Annotated in this window: 14 protein-coding genes and 1 pseudogene; 8 read left to right on the forward strand and 7 right to left on the reverse strand. The window is 72.2% G+C overall.

Going from position 1 to position 14,989, the window contains the following annotated elements:
• Nucleotides 1–2: 2 nt before the first annotated feature.
• From AB0C84_RS19490 to AB0C84_RS19505, 4 genes are all read left to right on the forward strand, one after another.
• Nucleotides 3–755, forward strand: coding sequence for a succinate dehydrogenase/fumarate reductase iron-sulfur subunit (locus tag AB0C84_RS19490; RefSeq protein ID WP_179843866.1), 753 nt, complete (start codon nucleotides 3–5; stop codon nucleotides 753–755).
• A 72-nt stretch (nucleotides 756–827) separates the two neighbouring features.
• Nucleotides 828–1,574 (forward strand): arginase family protein, encoded by a 747-nt coding sequence (locus AB0C84_RS19495; protein ID WP_361067924.1) that lies wholly within the window; start codon nucleotides 828–830, stop codon nucleotides 1,572–1,574.
• An 85-nt stretch (nucleotides 1,575–1,659) separates the two neighbouring features.
• Nucleotides 1,660–3,447, forward strand: a complete 1,788-nt coding sequence (locus tag AB0C84_RS19500) for a tetratricopeptide repeat protein (RefSeq protein WP_361067927.1) — start codon at nucleotides 1,660–1,662, stop codon at nucleotides 3,445–3,447.
• Between the two features lie 4 nt (nucleotides 3,448–3,451).
• Complete coding sequence (locus AB0C84_RS19505; RefSeq protein WP_361067930.1) at nucleotides 3,452–4,039, forward strand: hypothetical protein; 588 nt, start codon at nucleotides 3,452–3,454, stop codon at nucleotides 4,037–4,039.
• A 15-nt stretch (nucleotides 4,040–4,054) separates the two neighbouring features.
• Here AB0C84_RS19505 and AB0C84_RS19510 read toward each other — a convergent pair whose 3' ends face one another.
• From AB0C84_RS19510 to AB0C84_RS19535, 6 genes are all read right to left on the reverse strand, one after another.
• Nucleotides 4,055–5,056, reverse strand: coding sequence for a LysR family transcriptional regulator (locus AB0C84_RS19510; protein ID WP_361067933.1), 1,002 nt, complete (start codon nucleotides 5,054–5,056; stop codon nucleotides 4,055–4,057).
• 48 nt (nucleotides 5,057–5,104) lie between these two features.
• Nucleotides 5,105–5,797 carry a Crp/Fnr family transcriptional regulator gene (locus AB0C84_RS19515; protein WP_361067936.1) on the reverse strand — a complete coding sequence of 231 codons (693 nt, stop codon included), beginning with the start codon at nucleotides 5,795–5,797 and terminating at the stop codon, nucleotides 5,105–5,107.
• A 337-nt stretch (nucleotides 5,798–6,134) separates the two neighbouring features.
• Nucleotides 6,135–6,905: a succinate dehydrogenase/fumarate reductase iron-sulfur subunit gene (locus tag AB0C84_RS19520; protein WP_179843871.1), complete on the reverse strand. Its 771-nt coding sequence runs from the start codon at nucleotides 6,903–6,905 to the stop codon at nucleotides 6,135–6,137.
• Nucleotides 6,902–8,905, reverse strand: coding sequence for a fumarate reductase/succinate dehydrogenase flavoprotein subunit (locus AB0C84_RS19525; protein ID WP_258941337.1), 2,004 nt, complete (start codon nucleotides 8,903–8,905; stop codon nucleotides 6,902–6,904). The genes AB0C84_RS19520 and AB0C84_RS19525 overlap by 4 nt, the downstream gene beginning before the upstream one ends.
• A 12-nt stretch (nucleotides 8,906–8,917) precedes the next feature.
• The gene (locus AB0C84_RS19530) at nucleotides 8,918–9,748 is read right to left on the reverse strand and encodes a hypothetical protein (RefSeq protein WP_179843873.1); all 831 of its coding nucleotides are present in this window, start codon (nucleotides 9,746–9,748) and stop codon (nucleotides 8,918–8,920) included.
• Between the two features lie 322 nt (nucleotides 9,749–10,070).
• Nucleotides 10,071–10,712, reverse strand: a complete 642-nt coding sequence (locus AB0C84_RS19535) for a helix-turn-helix domain-containing protein (RefSeq protein ID WP_361067941.1) — start codon at nucleotides 10,710–10,712, stop codon at nucleotides 10,071–10,073.
• Nucleotides 10,713–10,843: 131 nt separating this feature from the next.
• Here AB0C84_RS19535 and AB0C84_RS19540 point away from each other — a divergent pair, with 131 nt between their 5' ends.
• The 4 genes and pseudogenes from AB0C84_RS19540 to AB0C84_RS19555 all read left to right on the forward strand — a co-directional run.
• Nucleotides 10,844–11,431, forward strand: a complete 588-nt coding sequence (locus AB0C84_RS19540) for a hypothetical protein (protein ID WP_361067944.1) — start codon at nucleotides 10,844–10,846, stop codon at nucleotides 11,429–11,431.
• A complete protein-coding gene (locus AB0C84_RS19545) occupies nucleotides 11,428–11,994 on the forward strand; it encodes an OmpA family protein (protein WP_361067947.1) in 567 nt (188 codons plus the stop codon). The genes AB0C84_RS19540 and AB0C84_RS19545 overlap by 4 nt, the downstream gene beginning before the upstream one ends.
• A 2-nt stretch (nucleotides 11,995–11,996) precedes the next feature.
• Nucleotides 11,997–13,163, forward strand: coding sequence for an OmpA family protein (locus AB0C84_RS19550; protein WP_361067950.1), 1,167 nt, complete (start codon nucleotides 11,997–11,999; stop codon nucleotides 13,161–13,163).
• A gap of 243 nt (nucleotides 13,164–13,406) precedes the next feature.
• Nucleotides 13,407–13,688, forward strand: a pseudogene (locus AB0C84_RS19555) (OmpA family protein); the annotation flags it as partial.
• Nucleotides 13,689–13,994: 306 nt separating this feature from the next.
• Here the strand turns inward: AB0C84_RS19555 and AB0C84_RS19560 are convergent.
• Nucleotides 13,995–14,849 (reverse strand): serine/threonine-protein kinase, encoded by an 855-nt coding sequence (locus tag AB0C84_RS19560; RefSeq protein WP_258941343.1) that lies wholly within the window; start codon nucleotides 14,847–14,849, stop codon nucleotides 13,995–13,997.
• Between the last annotated feature and the right edge of the window lie 140 nt (nucleotides 14,850–14,989).

The raw sequence follows: 14,989 nt of genomic DNA on the forward strand, positions 1-14,989 counted from the left end.
TCATGAAGCTCACACTGCGCGTCTGGCGCCAGAGCGGCCCGCAGGACAAGGGCGGGATGGTCGAGTACAAGCTCGACGACGTCTCCCCCGACGCCTCGTTCCTGGAGATGCTGGACGTCCTCAACGAGAAGCTCATCGCGTCCGGCGAGGAGCCGGTCGCGTTCGACCACGACTGCCGCGAGGGCATCTGCGGCATGTGCTCGCTGGTCATCAACGGCACCCCGCACGGCCCGGAGCGCGCCACCACCACGTGCCAGCTCCACATGCGCAAGTTCAAGGACGGCGAGGTCATCGACGTCGAGCCGTGGCGGGCCAAGGCGTTCCCGGTCGTCAAGGACCTGGTCGTCGACCGGTCGGCGTTCGACCGGATGATCCAGGCGGGCGGCTACATCACCGCGCCGACCGGCACCGCCCCCGAGGCGCACGCGACGCCCGTCCCGAAGCCCGACGCCGACCGGGCGTTCGAGGCCGCCGAGTGCATCGGCTGCGGCGCCTGCGTCGCGGCCTGCCCGAACGGCTCGGCCGCCCTGTTCCTCGGCGCCAAGGTCACCCACCTCGGCCTGATGCCGCAGGGCCAGCCCGAGCGCTGGGACCGCGTCGTGTCCATGCTGGACACCCATGACGAGGAGGGCTTCGGCGGCTGCACCAACACCGGCGAGTGCACCGTCGCGTGCCCGAAGGGCATTCCGCTGGACGTCATCGGACGGCTGAACCACGACTACCTGAAGGCGACCGCCGGAGGGAAGAAGCGGTAGAAGGCGCCCGCGGGCACCCCTTGTTCTCGGTCCCGCCCGGAGTACCGGGCGGGACCGTTCTAATGTGTCCGCATGACGGTCACACTCCTGCCCTACCACCAGGACGAACGCCTCCCCGGCGCGTCCTTCCCCCTCTCCGGCCTCGACGTCGTCGCCGTCACGCCGGAGCTCCCCGGCGGCGACGTGTGGCAGCGCGTCGCGGCGCTGTTCGCGCCGGTCGTCGACGAGGTCGCCCGCCAGATCGACGGCGGTTCGATGCCGCGCGTGGTGTCGGGCGACTGCCTGACCGCCGAGGCCGTCCTCGCGGGCGTGCAGAAGGCCGGGGTGGACGCCTCCGTGGTGTGGTTCGACGCGCACGGCGACGTCCACACGGTGGACAGCTCGACGTCCGGCTACATCGGCGGGATGCCGCTCCGGCAGATCCTCGGCGCCGACGCCGCGCTCCTGCCCGACCGGCTGGGCCTGCGCACGCTGCCGGAGGAGCGCGCCGTCCTGGTGGACGCCCGCGACCTCGACCCGGCCGAGGCGGAGTTCCTCGCGTCCTCGCAGGTGGGGCGCTGCCCGGTCGACGACGTCGAGCTGCCTCCGGGGCCCCTGCTGCTGCACATCGACGTGGACGTCATCGACGCCGCGGAGCTGCCCGGGCTGAAGTTCCCCGTCGGCGGCGGGCCGTCCCTTGACGCGGTCGTCGCGTCCGTCCGCCGGATCATGGCCACCGGCCGCGTGGCCGCCCTGGACGTCGCCTGCCCCTGGCATCCGCCGCGGGACGGCGACGACGCCGTCCGCGCCCGGCTGCTCAAGGATCTCCTGACCGCCTGATCCGGCCGCCGGCCGGTCCGCTCAAGCGCTTCGACAGGTGCTGATCTTGCCGTAACATGCGCCGCACATGCATGAGGGGGTGCATATGCACGAGCTAATGCACTGTGCAGGCGGCGCCGGCCCGGCGGTGCACCGGACGATCCTGTGCCTGGACGTCGAGGGCTACGGGCGCCGCACGAACGGGGACCAGCTCGCCGTCCGCGCGGGCTTATACCGCGCCCTGCGGCGGGCCCTCGACGAGTCCGGCGTGCCCGCGGCCTCCTGCTACTGCGAGGACCGGGGCGACGGGGCCATGATCCTCATCCGGCCGGACGTGCCGAAGGAACGGGTGGCCGGCCGGTTCCCGGCGCGGCTGGCCGCCCTGCTGGAGCGGCACAACGGCGGCGCCCCGCCGGACGCCCGCATCAGGGTCCGCGTCGCCGTGCACGCCGGCGAGATCCACCACGACGACCACGGCGTCGCCGGAACCGCGATCAACACGGCGTTCCGGCTGCTGGCCGCCGACCCCCTCAGGGACGCGCTGCGCACCTCCCCCGGCGTCCTCGCGCTGATCACCTCCGGCTGGTTCTTCGAGGAGGTCGTGCGGCAGAACCCCGCGTGCCGCGCGGCCGCCTTCCGTCCCGCGCAGGTCGCGGTCAAGGAGCTCCGGGAGCGGGCCTGGATGCGGCCGCCGGACACCTGGCCGCAAGAGGACACCGCCCGCGCCCTCCGGCTGCTCGCCCTGCACCCCGGCGCGGAGATCTCCGTCCCCGCCGCGGCCGCCCTCATGGACGTCCCCGACGCCGAGGCGCGGCTCCTGCTCGGCGACCTCGGCGTGGTGGAACGCGCCGAGGGCCGGTACGGCGTGCCCGACCCAGACCCCGGCTCGGGGCTCGCGCCGCAGGAGCGCTCGGCCGCCGTCCGCCGCCTCCTCGGCTGGTATCTCGGCACCGCCGACAACGCGCGCCGCCTGCTCTGCCCCGACCGCATCACCGCCCCGCCGCTGCCGGACGGACCGCGCCGCGCCCTCCGGTTCGCCACCGCCGACGAGGCCCGGCACTGGTGCGAGACCGAGCGGCTCAACCTCGTCGCCGCCGCCCGCGCCGCCGCGGCCGAAGGCCACCACGACATCGCCTGGCGGCTCCCCCTCGCCCTGTGGGCGTTCTTCTTCCTCCGCGGCCCCCGGACCGACTGGAGCGAGGCGCTGCGCAGCGGCCTGGCGTCCGCGCGCCTCCTCGGCGACGAGCGCGGCATCGCCTACGTGCTCGGCGGCCTCGGCTACGCCAGCCAGAACCGGTGGCGTTTCCAAGAGTCCGCCGAGCTGTTCACCACGGCGTGCGAGGTGTTCTCCCGGCTCGGCGACGTCCGGGGCGAGGCATGGGCCCTGCACGGGCTCGGCTACGCCTGCCGCCGCCTCCAGCGGTACCGCGAGGCCGTCGCCCACCACCGCCGGTCGGTGCTGCTGGCCGCCGCGGTGGGCGACCGCCGCAACACCGGGCGCGCCCTGACGGCCCTCGGCTACGCCTACGCCGGGCTCTCCGACTTCGGCTCGTCCCTCGACCACTTCGAGCAGGCCCACGGCATCGCGCTGGAGGCCGACGGGCGGACCCTCGGCTGGACCCTGCACGGCCTCGGCTACGCCCACCACGGCCTGCGCCGCCTGCACACCGCCATCGTCCACTACGAGAAGGCGCTGGACGTCTTCCGCGAGTTCGGCGACCGCTCCGGCCAGGGCGAGACCCTCTACAACCTCGGCCGCGCCCACATGCAGATGTCCCGCCCGGACGCCGCCCGCGACTGCTGGCTGCGCGCCCTCGCCATCTTCGAGGACCTCCAGACCCCGCACACCGCCGGCGTCCTCGCGCGCCTGCGCTCCCTCGATCCGCGATCATGAAGGGATGACCCTCCAGCAGCACATGCGCCGGGCCGCCGAGGACTCCCTGCACGCGTTCCCCGAGGCCCTCCGCCCCGACATCTACGTCATCTCGCTCCGGATCTCGCACGGCGAGTTCTCGACCGTCAACGAACTCTGGGACTACCCCTACGACCCGTACATGGCGATCGGCTACAACACCGAGAGCAACGTCCGGCAGAACCTCGAAGGCTCCTCCGCGGACCCGCTGGAGGTGCGGTGGAGCTACGCCTACATGCTGCTGGAGGAGTCAGCCCCGGCGGGCCACCACCCCGCCGACCCCGAAGGCGGCGCCCTCTACCTGGAGGAGGTGAAGCGCCTCGGCCTCTGGTACGAGCCCGGCGACGACGACGCGGAAGAGGAGCAGGACGAGAAACTCTGCGCCCACTTCGACGACCTCTGCATCGACGCCGCGCGCCACCTGCATTCCACGGGCCTCGTCCAGAAGATCCTGGGCCGCGAGGTGCCGATCGTCCTGTTCGACATGTTCCGCATCATCGAACCCGGCGCCACCCAGGCCGCCAACCCGCCCCACCTCGTCCCCGCCGACTACCTGACCCTCCAGCAAGGCTGACACCCGCCTGGCGGACTAGGCGTTGACCAGAGTCTCGACGCCGGCGGGGAGGCTGCCGGCCAGGGCGGCCTCCACGAGGAACGTCTGCAGAGTCTCCTGGAACGCCCGGGCGGCGTGGGTGAGCTCGACGTCCTTGCGGTGCGCGAGCGCGATGGTGCGGAGCAGGCCCGGGCCGTGGCGGCCGCGGCGCGCCTCCTCGTCCGCCAGGACGAGCGGGGTCCCGCGCAGGCCGGGGCGTCCGGCCAGCACCATGCTGGGGACGACCGCGATGCCGAGCCCGACCTCCACGAAACGCAGGACGGCGTCCATCTCGCCGCCCTCGACCGCGAACCTCGGCTCGAACCCGGCGGCCCTGCACGCGCTGATCGTCGCCTCGCGCAGGTCGTATCCGGAACGGAACATCACCAGCGGGCGGTTCTGCAGGTCCTCGATGCGCAGGTACGAGCGGCGCGGGAGCGGCGCGGCCTTCGGGGAGCGGTCCGGGGCGCCCGGCTCGGGCCCCGCCGGGGAGGCCACCACCAGGTACTCGCGCAGGATCGGCGTGGTGTCCAGGGGCGGGTCGCCGTGCAGGGGGAGGATGACCAGGGCCATGTCCAGCGAGCCGCGCGTCAGCTCCCGGACGAGGTCCCGCGAGCCGCCCTCCTCGACGAGGAGCTGGATCCCGGGGTAGGTGTCGTGGAAACGGCGCAGGACGTCCGCCAGAAGGCCTGCGCACAGGGACGGCGTCGCGCCGAGCCGTACCCGCCCGCGCTTGAGGCCGACCAGCTCCTGCACTTCCAGGCGGGCCGTGTCGACATCGGCCAGTATGCGTTTCGCCAGCGGGAGCAGCGCCTCACCGGCGGGAGTCAGAGTGATGTTGCCCCGCGCGCGGCTGAACAGCGACACGTTCAGCTCGTTCTCCAGCGCGCGGATCTGCTTGGACAGCGAAGGCTGCGCGACGCGCAGCAGCTCGGCGGCCTGCGTGAAGTGGCGTACCTCGGCGACCGCGACGAAGTAGGCGAGCTGCTGCAACTGCACCCTGCACAGGGTACGGGTCGCCGTTGCGGGCCCTCCGGGCGCACCGGGTTAGCGCGCGTGGCGGCGTAAAGCCTGGAGGTCGTGGACGATGAGGCGCCGGCGACCCGTCTCTATCCAGCCGTGCCTGCGCAGCGTGCGCAGGGCCTTGCTGACCGCCTCGCGGGACGCGCCCACCCAGCCCGCCAGCTCCTCCTGCGACAGGTTCAGCGTGATCTGGACGCTGTCGCTGCCCGCCGCGTCCGTCCGGCGCTCGTAGGGCACGCCGAAACGCTCCGCCAGCTCCACGAGGCGCTGCGCCACCCGTCCCGTCGCGTCGAACATGCCGAACTCGACGCGCTTGCGGTCGGCGTCGCGCCAGCGATGGCACAGCATCCGCATGATGAGCACGGAGACGCGGCCGTGGGCCTGCAGGAACATCATGAACTCGTCGGCCGTGACCGCGAGCGCCCGCACCGGTTCGAGCGCCGTGACCGTCGCCGACCGGGGCAGCCCGTCGATCGCGCCGACCTCGCCGAGCAGCGCCCCCGGGCCGCGCACCGCCAGGACGGTCTGGCCGCCGTCCTCCCGGTAGGCGCACGCCTTGACCCGGCCCTGCAGCAGGATCGCCACCCAGCCGGGATCCTCCCCCTCGGCGAAGAGGGCCTCTCCCCGGTCGAACTCGCGGACGCGGCCGCGGGCCGCCAGCTCCTCGCGTTCCGCCGGGGTGAGATCGCCGAGGAACGAACCTTCGAGGACGCTCATGCCCACAACGCTAAGGGGCCTGGAGCGTTCCCGCCTCCCGGGAAAGAATCACGGTTCAATCACGCGTTGTGTGCACTTATCCCTACTCGAACATTCGAGGGTGCGCCAGTGTTGGACACGGCGTGCACGGCCGGTGGTCGTCCAGGCGTCCACGACGTTCACGGGGAACGGCGGAACGGCGGGCGGCGGGCCGGGGGCACGCCGCCCGCCGGGCCACGGAGCGCCGCCTGCCAGAACGGCGTCCCGTGACGGGAAGCGGCGGAAAGACGCGAACGTCCCCCGGCGCGCGGGGCGGCGGGGGACGTTCGCGAAAAGCCGGGCAGGCCGGGCGGGCAGGTCAGGCGGACGGGGTGTCCTCGCCCTTGCGCACGATGCCGAGCTTGCTGCCGAGCCACACCAGCGGGTCGTACCTGCGGCCGACGACACGCTCCTTCATCGGGATCAGCGCGTTGTCGGTGATCTTGATGTGCTCCGGGCAGACCTCGGTGCAGCACTTGGTGATGTTGCAGAAGCCGAGACCGTGGTCGTCCTGCGCGATGTTGCGGCGGTCGGCCTGGTCCGCCGGGTGCATCTCCAGCTCCGCGATCCGCATGAGGTAGCGCGGGCCCGCGTACTCGGGCTTGTTCTCCTCGTGGTCACGGATGACGTGGCAGACGTTCTGGCACAGGAAGCACTCGATGCACTTGCGGAACTCCTGCGAGCGCTCGACGTCCACCTGCTGCATGCGCAGCTCGCCCGGCTTGGCGTCCCCCGGGTCGAACGAGGGGACCTCCCGGGCCTTCTGGTAGTTGTACGACACGTCCGTGACCAGGTCGCGGATCACCGGGAACGTGCGGACCGGGGTGACGGTGATCGTCTCCTCCGGGTCGAAGGTCGACATCCGGGTCATGCACAGCAGCCGCGGCATGCCGTTGACCTCCGCGGAGCACGACCCGCACTTGCCGGCCTTGCAGTTCCACCGGACGGCGAGGTCGGGCGCCTGCGTGGCCTGCAGCCGGTGGATGATGTCGAGGACGACCTCGCCCTCGTTCACCTCGACGGTGTAGTCGGTGAGCTCGCCCGCGCCGTCGTCGCCGCGCCAGACCTTGAACTTCGCCTCGTAGCTCATCGGCCGTCCTCCTCGTTCTCCGCGGCGTCGGCGGCGGCCGCGTCCGGCTCCGGCGCGTCCTTCTCCTCGCCGGCGGGGGCCTGCCCGGCGGGGGGCGTCGGCAGCTCCTCGGCGGTCAGGTACTTCTTCAGCTCGTCGTTGTCGAACAGTTCGAGCAGGTCCGTCCGCATCGGCGTCAGCGGCTGGCGCCTCAGCTCGACGTGCGGGGAGGACGGGTCGCCGGCCAGCGAGCAGACCAGGTTGATCTTCCGCCACTCCGCGGACATGCCCGGGTAGTCGTCGCGGGTGTGGCCGCCGCGGCTCTCCTGGCGCTCCAGCGCCGCCTTCGCGACCGCCTCGGACACCAGCAGCATGTTGCGCAGGTCCAGCGCGAGGTGCCAGCCCGGGTGGTAGCCGCGCCCGTCGCCGACCGCGACGGGGTCGACGCTGACGTTGGCGACCCGCTCACGGAGCTTGCCGAGCGACGCGATCGCCTGCTGCAGCTCCTCCTCCTTGCGGATGATGCCGACCAGCTCGTTCATCGTCTGCTGGAGCTCGGCGTGGACGGCGTAGGGGTTCTCGCCGCCCTCCCGCTCGAACGGGGCCATCGCCTCGGCCGTCGCCGCCTCGATCTCGGCGTCGGGGACGGCGGGACGCGCGGGAAGGGCGTCCACGTACTCCGACGCTCCGAGCCCCGCCCGGCGGCCGAACACCAGCAGGTCCGACAGCGAGTTGCCGCCGAGCCGGTTCGAGCCGTGCATGCCGCCGGAGACCTCGCCCGCCGCGAACAGGCCGGGCACCTTGGCCGCGCCGGTGTCGGGGTCGACCTCCACCCCGCCCATCACGTAGTGGCAGGTCGGGCCGACCTCCATCGGCTCCTTGGTGATGTCGACGTCCGCCAGCTCCTTGAACTGGTGGTACATCGAGGGCAGCCGCTTGACGATCTCGGCGGCGCCGCCCGGCATCCGGTCGACGACGGTGAGGAAGACCCCGCCGTGCGGCGATCCCCGTCCCGCCTTGACCTCGGAGTTGATCGCGCGCGCCACCTCGTCGCGCGGCAGCAGCTCGGGCGGGCGCTTGTTGTTGTCGGGGTCGTCGTACCAGCGGTCGCCCTCTTCCTCGGTGGTCGCGTACTGGTTCTTGAAGACCTCGGGGATGTAGTCGAACATGAACCGCTTGCCCTCGGAGTTGCGCAGGACGCCGCGGTCGCCGCGCACCGACTCCGTCACGAGGATGCCCTTGACCGACGGCGGCCAGACCATCCCCGTGGGGTGGAACTGGACGAACTCCATGTTCAGCAGCGATCCGCCCGCGAGCAGGGCCAGCGCGTGCCCGTCCCCGGTGTACTCCCAGGAGTTGGACGTGACCTTGAACGCCTTGCCGATGCCGCCGGTCGCCAGCACCACCGCGGGCGCCTCGAACACGACGAACTTCCCGGTCTCCCGGACGTAGCCGAACGCGCCGCAGACCTTGCCGTCGTCGTCCTTCAGCAGCCGCGTGACCGTCGTCTCGGCCCAGACCTTCAGCTTGGCCTCATAGTCGCCGTGCTCGGCGTGGTCCTCCTGCTGGAGGGCGACGATCTTCTGCTGGGCGGTGCGGATCAGCTCCAGGCCCGTCCGGTCGCCGACATGCGCCAGCCGCGGGTACTCGTGCCCGCCGAAGTTCCGCTGGCTGATCTTGCCGTCCTTGGTGCGGTCGAACAGCGCGCCCCACAGCTCCAGCTCCCAGATGCGCTCCGGGGCCTCCTTGGCGTGCAGCTCCGCCATCCGCCAGCTGTTCATGAACTTGCCGCCGCGCATGGTGTCGCGGAAGTGGACCATCCAGTTGTCGTTGGCGTTGACGTTGCCCATCGCCGCGGCGGCGCCGCCCTCGGCCATCACCGTGTGGGCCTTGCCGAACAGCGACTTGGAGATGATCGCGGTCTTCTTGCCCTGGAGGCGCGCCTCGATCGCCGCGCGCAGCCCGGCGCCGCCCGCGCCGATCACCACGACGTCGTAGAGGTGCCTCTCGATCTCAGTCATGATTCCTTGGCCTCAGTTGAAGATGCGCAGGTCGGAGATGGTGCCGCTGGCGACCAGCGCGACGTACAGGTCCGCCGCCACCAGCGAGCCCAGGGTGATCAGGGCGTACATCCCGTGGCGCTGGTTGATCTTGGAGACCCAGCCCCACATCCGGTAGCGGAAGGGGTGCTTGGAGAAGTTCTTCAGCCGGCCGCCCACGATGTGCCGGCACGAGTGGCACGACAGCGTGTACAGCCACAGCAGGACCACGTTCGCGACCAGGATGACCGTGCCGAGCCCGATGCCGAACCCCCCGTCCTTGCCGTGGAAGGCGCGGACCGCGTCCCAGGTGTTGATGAGGGAGATGGCGAAGGCGGCGAGCCAGAAGTACCGGTGCAGGTTCTGGCCGATCAGGGGGAAGCGGCGTTCACCGGTGTACTTGCCGTGCGGTTCGCGGACGGCGCACGCGGACGGCGACGCCCAGAACGAGCGGTAGTACGCCTTGCGGTAGTAGTAGCACGTCAGCCGGAACAGCAGCAGGAACGGCAGCGAGATCGCCGCGAAGGGGATCCAGCCGCGAGTGGCCGCCGGCAGGAAGGTGCCGAACTCCGCCGCGTCGCCCGTGTGGCCGTCCACCGTGACGTTGTTGCAGATCTCGTTCAGGCACGGGGAGTAGAACGGCGTCAGGTAGTGGTACTGCGGCACGTAGAAGGCCGAGCCCCAGAAGGCGCGGACGGTCGCGTACACCACCCATGCCGTGAAGATCACGAAGGTCGTGACCGGATACAGGCGCCAGTTGTCCTTGCGGAGGGTGCGTTCCTTGATCTGGGCGCGCGACTTGGCCGGCGCCTCCACAGTGGTCATCGATCGCTCTCCTGAGCTCGGGTCGTCGTGTCCCCGTACCACGGTCCGCGCGCACCATGCGGCCGTCCGCGCCCTGGCCGGCGGCGGGGCGCCCCCGGCCGGGCCGCGCGCGGCGGCCGGAGACCGTGCCGCATGCGGGCGGTGACGCCTCGTGTGCGCTTCCAGTGGAGCGACCCTACGCCACCCGCCAGGAGCTGTGACATACATAACAGGCACACCCGCATGTGACCCTGACCACAGACTTTAGCCCGCTCAAAGCCCTTTCGCGGCCCCCGGAAGCCATAACCAGTCGTTATGATCAAATTGAATCGAGACGAGACCGCTACGGCATGACCGCGCGGTCGCCTCGTCCGTCCTCCGCCGCCGGCTCCTTCAGCACGGTCCGGGCGAAGTGCGCCTCGGCCTCGCTCGTGCGGCCGGCCCCGTACACCCGCAGCACCTCGGCGAGGTCGGGGAAGCGGCCGGCGATCAGCCCGGCGGCCGCCTCGATCTCGGCGGCGGACGCCACCTCGCGCAGCAGGGCCTGGACGAGCCGCGCCGGCTCGGCCGCGGCGCGCCCGCCCGCACGCTCCGCCGCGCCCTCGGGGCCCGCCGGCGCGGGGCCGACGCGAACGCGCCCGGAGACCGTGCCGCGCATCCCCGACGTGGTGGCCGCCGAGTCCGCCTTGATCTCCTCCAGGCGCGCCTGGATCCCGGCGGCGCCCAGCGCGTCGAAGCCGGGCCCGGCGACGAGGTCCTCGACGGCCATCAGCCGGTGCAGGACGGCCGGGTTGCTGATCTTGGCGCGCTGGCCCGACATGAGCTGGGAGAGCATCGGCGCCGACAGCCCGAGCACGCCGGCGAGCCCCGACTGCGACATCCCGAGGCGGTCGAGCAGCGGCCGGACGCGCTCGCCGAGCGGCTCGCCGTACCACTCGGTCTGCAGCGCGCGGTTCCGGACGATCGTGTCCTCGGCGACGCTCACCTCTCCGCCCCCCTTGACGATTCACAGATGCAAACGCTAGATTCACGACCGCACATGAAACTGCGGCGCACGACGTCATGGTGCCACGGAAAACAGCATTTGCATATGTGACAGATCGAAAGGGAACGACGATGGGCCTGGCACATCGCCTGACCGCCGCCACCGCGACGGCTCTGCTCCTCACCGGCGGCCTGGCCGGCTGCGACCTGCCGGGGACGGGCGGGTCCTCGTCCTCGTCCTCGTCCTCGCCCTCGTCCCCGTCGGGAGGCAGGAAGGCCGAGGGCTCCCTCGGCAAGGCGAGCTTCGACGACGTCTCCAAGCCGTTGGTGAAGGGCACCTTCGACAGCCCCATGGCGCAGGGCGCCAAGATCGACATCGCCCTCATGGGCCTCAAGGCCAAGGGACAGCTCGCCACCCTCACCGCCCAGCTCACCCCGCACGTCCCCGTCGGGGACACGGTCCGCCTCAACGCCTACCGCCTCAACGGGGAGCACGGCCTCGGCACCTCGCTGATCGACGCGGTCAACCTCAAGCGGTACGTCGTGGTGAAGGACTCCGCCGGCAAGGAGCTCCAGACCGACGAGATCTTCACGCACATGACCAACGGGCAGACCACCCCCTTCTACTTCACGTTCGCCGCCCCGCCCGAGAACGTGAAGACCGTCGACGTGCAGATCGGCACGTGGCCCACGTTCCGCGACGTCCCGGTGCAGCGGTGAGCCGCGTGCGCCGCCCGGCCGTCCTCGCGAGCACCCTGGCCCTCGTGCTCGCCGTCCCGGCCGTCGCCGGGGCCGACCCCGGAGTGCCGGAACCGAACCGGTCCCAGAGCGTCCTGTCCATCGACGCCGGCACTTCCGTGCACGGCATCGACCTGCGGGAGGCGGTCATCCCCCTGGAGGAGGAAGAAGGCGACGGGGGGCAGGTCACCGTCCGGATCTCGGCGGACGTCCTGTTCGACTTCGGCAAGGCGACGCTCACCGCCACCGCCCGCCGCCGCATCGCCGAGCTGGCTCCCCGCCTCCGCGGCGCCCGGGGCGCCGTCCAGGTGGCGGGGCACTCCGACTCCATCGGCGACCCCGCCTACAACCTCTCGCTGTCCGAGCAGCGCGCCGAAGCGGTCAAGTCCGAACTCGCGAACGCCCTGACCGGGACGAGCCCCCGGATCGAGGCCAAGGGCTACGGCGAGACCAAGCCCGTCGCCCCCAACGAGCAGGGCGGCAAGGACGACCCCGCCGGCCGCGCCAAGAACCGCCGAGTAGAGATCACCTACGAAAAGAGCTGACGATGGTCCGGAGGGACGACATCGGGCGGCGGGCGCCGCGGGCACTCGCCGTCGTCCTGGCGGCGGGTCTGTGCCTGGCCGCGTGCGGAGGCGACGGGCGACCCGAGCGAGCCGGGGGCGGGCACGACCGGACGGGCGGCGCCCCGGCGACGCCCGCCGCGACGCCCACTCCGGAGCCGTCGAGCTGCCCCGGCGGCGGCCGGCTGATCGCGGCGGTCGAGATCCCGGCCGTGCACAGCGACCCGGTGCGGATCCCCGAGGCCGTGATCGGCGGCCAGAGGATCCCCGCCGTCACGATCCCGGGCGTGGACATCCCCGCCCGGCGGGTCCCGGCCCAGTGCGTCGAGCACAGGCCCGCCCCGGGCGGCTGCCTCGGGGCGGTCAGCATCCCCGGGACCTCGATCCCGGCCGTGACGATCCCGGCCGTGCGGATCCCCGGGGTCAAGGCCCGCGGGATCGACGCACCGGCGGTCGAGCAGGCGGCCGTGTCGAGCGAGGCGGTCAGCCAGCCCGCCGTCTCCAGCGCGGAGGTCTGCCAGAGCAAGCCGTCGAAGACGGGCGAGTACGTCAGCTCGGTCTACCGGTCCGGGGTCTACCGCAGCGGGCTGTACCGCAGTTCGGCTTATCGCAGTGGCCTGTACCGTCCGCGTACTTGCAATGACCAGGGGGAATGCCTGCCTTCGGTGTCCGTGCCCAGCGTCACGGCCCCGGGCGTCAACATCCCCGGCGTCAGCGTCCCCGGGGTGTCCCTCAAGTCCTACGTGGCCGGGCCCGGCCAGGTCATCAAGGGCGACGACAGCATCGCCTACGACATCGAGGCGGACGTCCTCTTCGACTTCGGCGAGGCCGAGATCAAGCCCGCCGCGGCGGCCGAGCTGGGCAAGATCGCGAAGTCGCTGGGCGAGGAGGTCCCGGACGGCGCGACCGTCCAGGTCGACGGCCACACCGACGCCAAGGGCGACACGGCGTCCAACCAGGCCCTCTCCCTGCGCCGCGCGCAGGCCATCGTCGACTGGCTGGCCGCCGAGGGCGGCATCGCCCGGTCCCGCCTCAAGGCCACCGGCTACGGCGAGACCAAGCCGGCCTCTCCCAACACCAAGCCGGACGGTTCCGACGACCCCGAGGGCCGCGCCAAGAACCGCCGCGTGGTCATCTCGGCCGCCCGGTGACGCCCGCACGCTGCCCGCTGCCTCACGAAAGCCGCCGGCGACGCGCCGCACCGCCGCGCAGAAACCCCGCCCCTACACCGGGCCGATGGCCAAGGACGCCTGGGCGGCGCTGGGCGGCGGCCACTCGCGGATCGAGATGCGGCAGGTGGAGCGGCACGGCGACCGCTCGGTGCCGCGCTTCTACCTGACGAACCCGGGCACGGAGCCGGAGCACTACTCGAGAAGGTCGGCCTGCGCACCGACGTGCTGTTCGCCTTCGACAAGGCCGCGCTCTCCGCCCAGGCCAAGGCGATCCTGGACGAGGTGGCCGCCGAGACCAGGGCGAAGGCCGACCCGTCCAAGCCCCCGATCCTCATCACCGGCCACACGGACGGCAAGGGCGGCCACGACTACAACACGTCCCTCTCCCAGCGCCGCGCCGACGCCGTCCTCAAGGAGTTCCAGGCCCGCCTCGGCATCGCCTACCAGTACAGGGCCGAAGGCGAGGGCGAGACCGAGCCCCTCGCCAAGGAGGGCGGCCCCGACGACGCGCAGGCCCGCCAGAAGAACCGCCGGGTGGAGATCTCCTACCGGATCAGGCAGCGGACGGCGGGGACGGGCACCTCCGCGTCTCCGACCCGTCCACGCGGACCGTCTACCGCGGCGTCCGCCTCGGCAAGGACGGCAGCGCCTACGTCGACCCCGCCTTCTCGGCCTTCAGGAACGATCCCGGGACCGACAACCGCGACTTCTTCTACGTGCCCGCTCCCCCGCCGACCGTCCGAACCGTCACCTTCGACGCGGGCCCCTTCGGGCGGATCCCCAACGTCCCCGTGCGGTGAACGTCCCTGCTCACGCGGGTGCGGGCGGCGGGCCCAGGTGGTCGAAGATCTGCAGGGGCTCGCCGTCCAGCGTGCGGACGGGGAAGCGCAGCTCCAGCCGGCACGCGGCCAGCGCCCGACGCCCCGCGTCGGCGTGGGCGGGACGCTGCCCCGGGTCGGCCGCGCACAGATGGGCGACCACCGCCCACAGCAGGGGCGGCACCCCGGGGGGCGGCGCGCCGATCCGCTGGCGCGGCTCGGGGTCCCCGGCGCCGGTCAGCATCCGCCAGGCGACCATGCCGGCGGCGTACAGGTCCTGGCGCGGGCCGGGCCGGTCCCAGTCGAGCACCTCGGGGGCGAGGTATCCCGGCGTCCCCACGGCGAAGCCCGTGGTGGTGAAGCGCTGGTCGGCCTCCCCCAGCGCGATCCCGAAGTCGGCCAGCCGCACGTGCGGCGCCCCGACCGGACTCGGCTCCAGCAGCAGGTTGGCGGGCTTGACGTCCCTGTGGACGACCCCGGCGCCGTGGATGTGGCTCAGCGCGGCCAGCAGCTGGTCCAGGACCTCGGCCGCGTACTCGGGCGGAAGCCTTCCGTAGTCCCCGAGGAGCGTCTCCAGCGAGCCCCCGCGCACGAGGTCCATGGCGAGGAGGACGTCGTCGTCCGCCATGCACGAGGCGTAGGGGGTCAGCACATGGGGGTGCGCCATGCGCAGCGCCCGTTCCCGGACGACCCGCAGCATCGACGTCGGTCCCGGCTGCCGGACGAGCTTGGCCGCGCAGTACCGTCCCTCCGCGTGGTCGTAGGCGCGCCACACGCGGCTGGTCCCTCCCGCTCCGATCCGGTCGAGCATGGTGAACCGCCCGCCGATCACCCACCCCGAGTTCACGGCACCGATCGTACGGAAGACCACACGCCCCGGGACGCCAGATTTACGCACGCCTGTCAACAGAACGGCCGTTCTGCGCATCTAACACAAGGAGGTACGGGCTTCCCTGCCGCTGGCCTCCTTAGACTGACGGATCACGC

This window comes from Actinomadura sp. NPDC048955 (assembly GCF_040649435.1).
GTDB classification, from domain to species: Bacteria; Actinomycetota; Actinomycetes; order Streptosporangiales; family Streptosporangiaceae; genus Spirillospora; species Spirillospora luteofluorescens.

Excerpts from the sequence above, each read along its gene's own strand:
- AB0C84_RS19495 (WP_361067924.1), top strand. The coding sequence starts at position 828 with ATGACGGTCACACTCCTGCCCTACCACCAGGACGAACGCCTCCCCGGC.
- AB0C84_RS19515 (WP_361067936.1), bottom strand. The coding sequence starts at position 5,797 with ATGAGCGTCCTCGAAGGTTCGTTCCTCGGCGATCTCACCCCGGCGGAA.
- AB0C84_RS19530 (WP_179843873.1), bottom strand. The coding sequence starts at position 9,748 with ATGACCACTGTGGAGGCGCCGGCCAAGTCGCGCGCCCAGATCAAGGAA.
- AB0C84_RS19540 (WP_361067944.1), top strand. The coding sequence starts at position 10,844 with ATGGGCCTGGCACATCGCCTGACCGCCGCCACCGCGACGGCTCTGCTC.
- AB0C84_RS19525 (WP_258941337.1), bottom strand. The coding sequence starts at position 8,905 with ATGACTGAGATCGAGAGGCACCTCTACGACGTCGTGGTGATCGGCGCG.
- AB0C84_RS19550 (WP_361067950.1), top strand. The coding sequence starts at position 11,997 with ATGGTCCGGAGGGACGACATCGGGCGGCGGGCGCCGCGGGCACTCGCC.
- AB0C84_RS19490 (WP_179843866.1), top strand. The coding sequence starts at position 3 with ATGAAGCTCACACTGCGCGTCTGGCGCCAGAGCGGCCCGCAGGACAAG.
- AB0C84_RS19505 (WP_361067930.1), top strand. The coding sequence starts at position 3,452 with ATGACCCTCCAGCAGCACATGCGCCGGGCCGCCGAGGACTCCCTGCAC.
- AB0C84_RS19520 (WP_179843871.1), bottom strand. The coding sequence starts at position 6,905 with ATGAGCTACGAGGCGAAGTTCAAGGTCTGGCGCGGCGACGACGGCGCG.
- AB0C84_RS19500 (WP_361067927.1), top strand. The coding sequence starts at position 1,660 with ATGCACGAGCTAATGCACTGTGCAGGCGGCGCCGGCCCGGCGGTGCAC.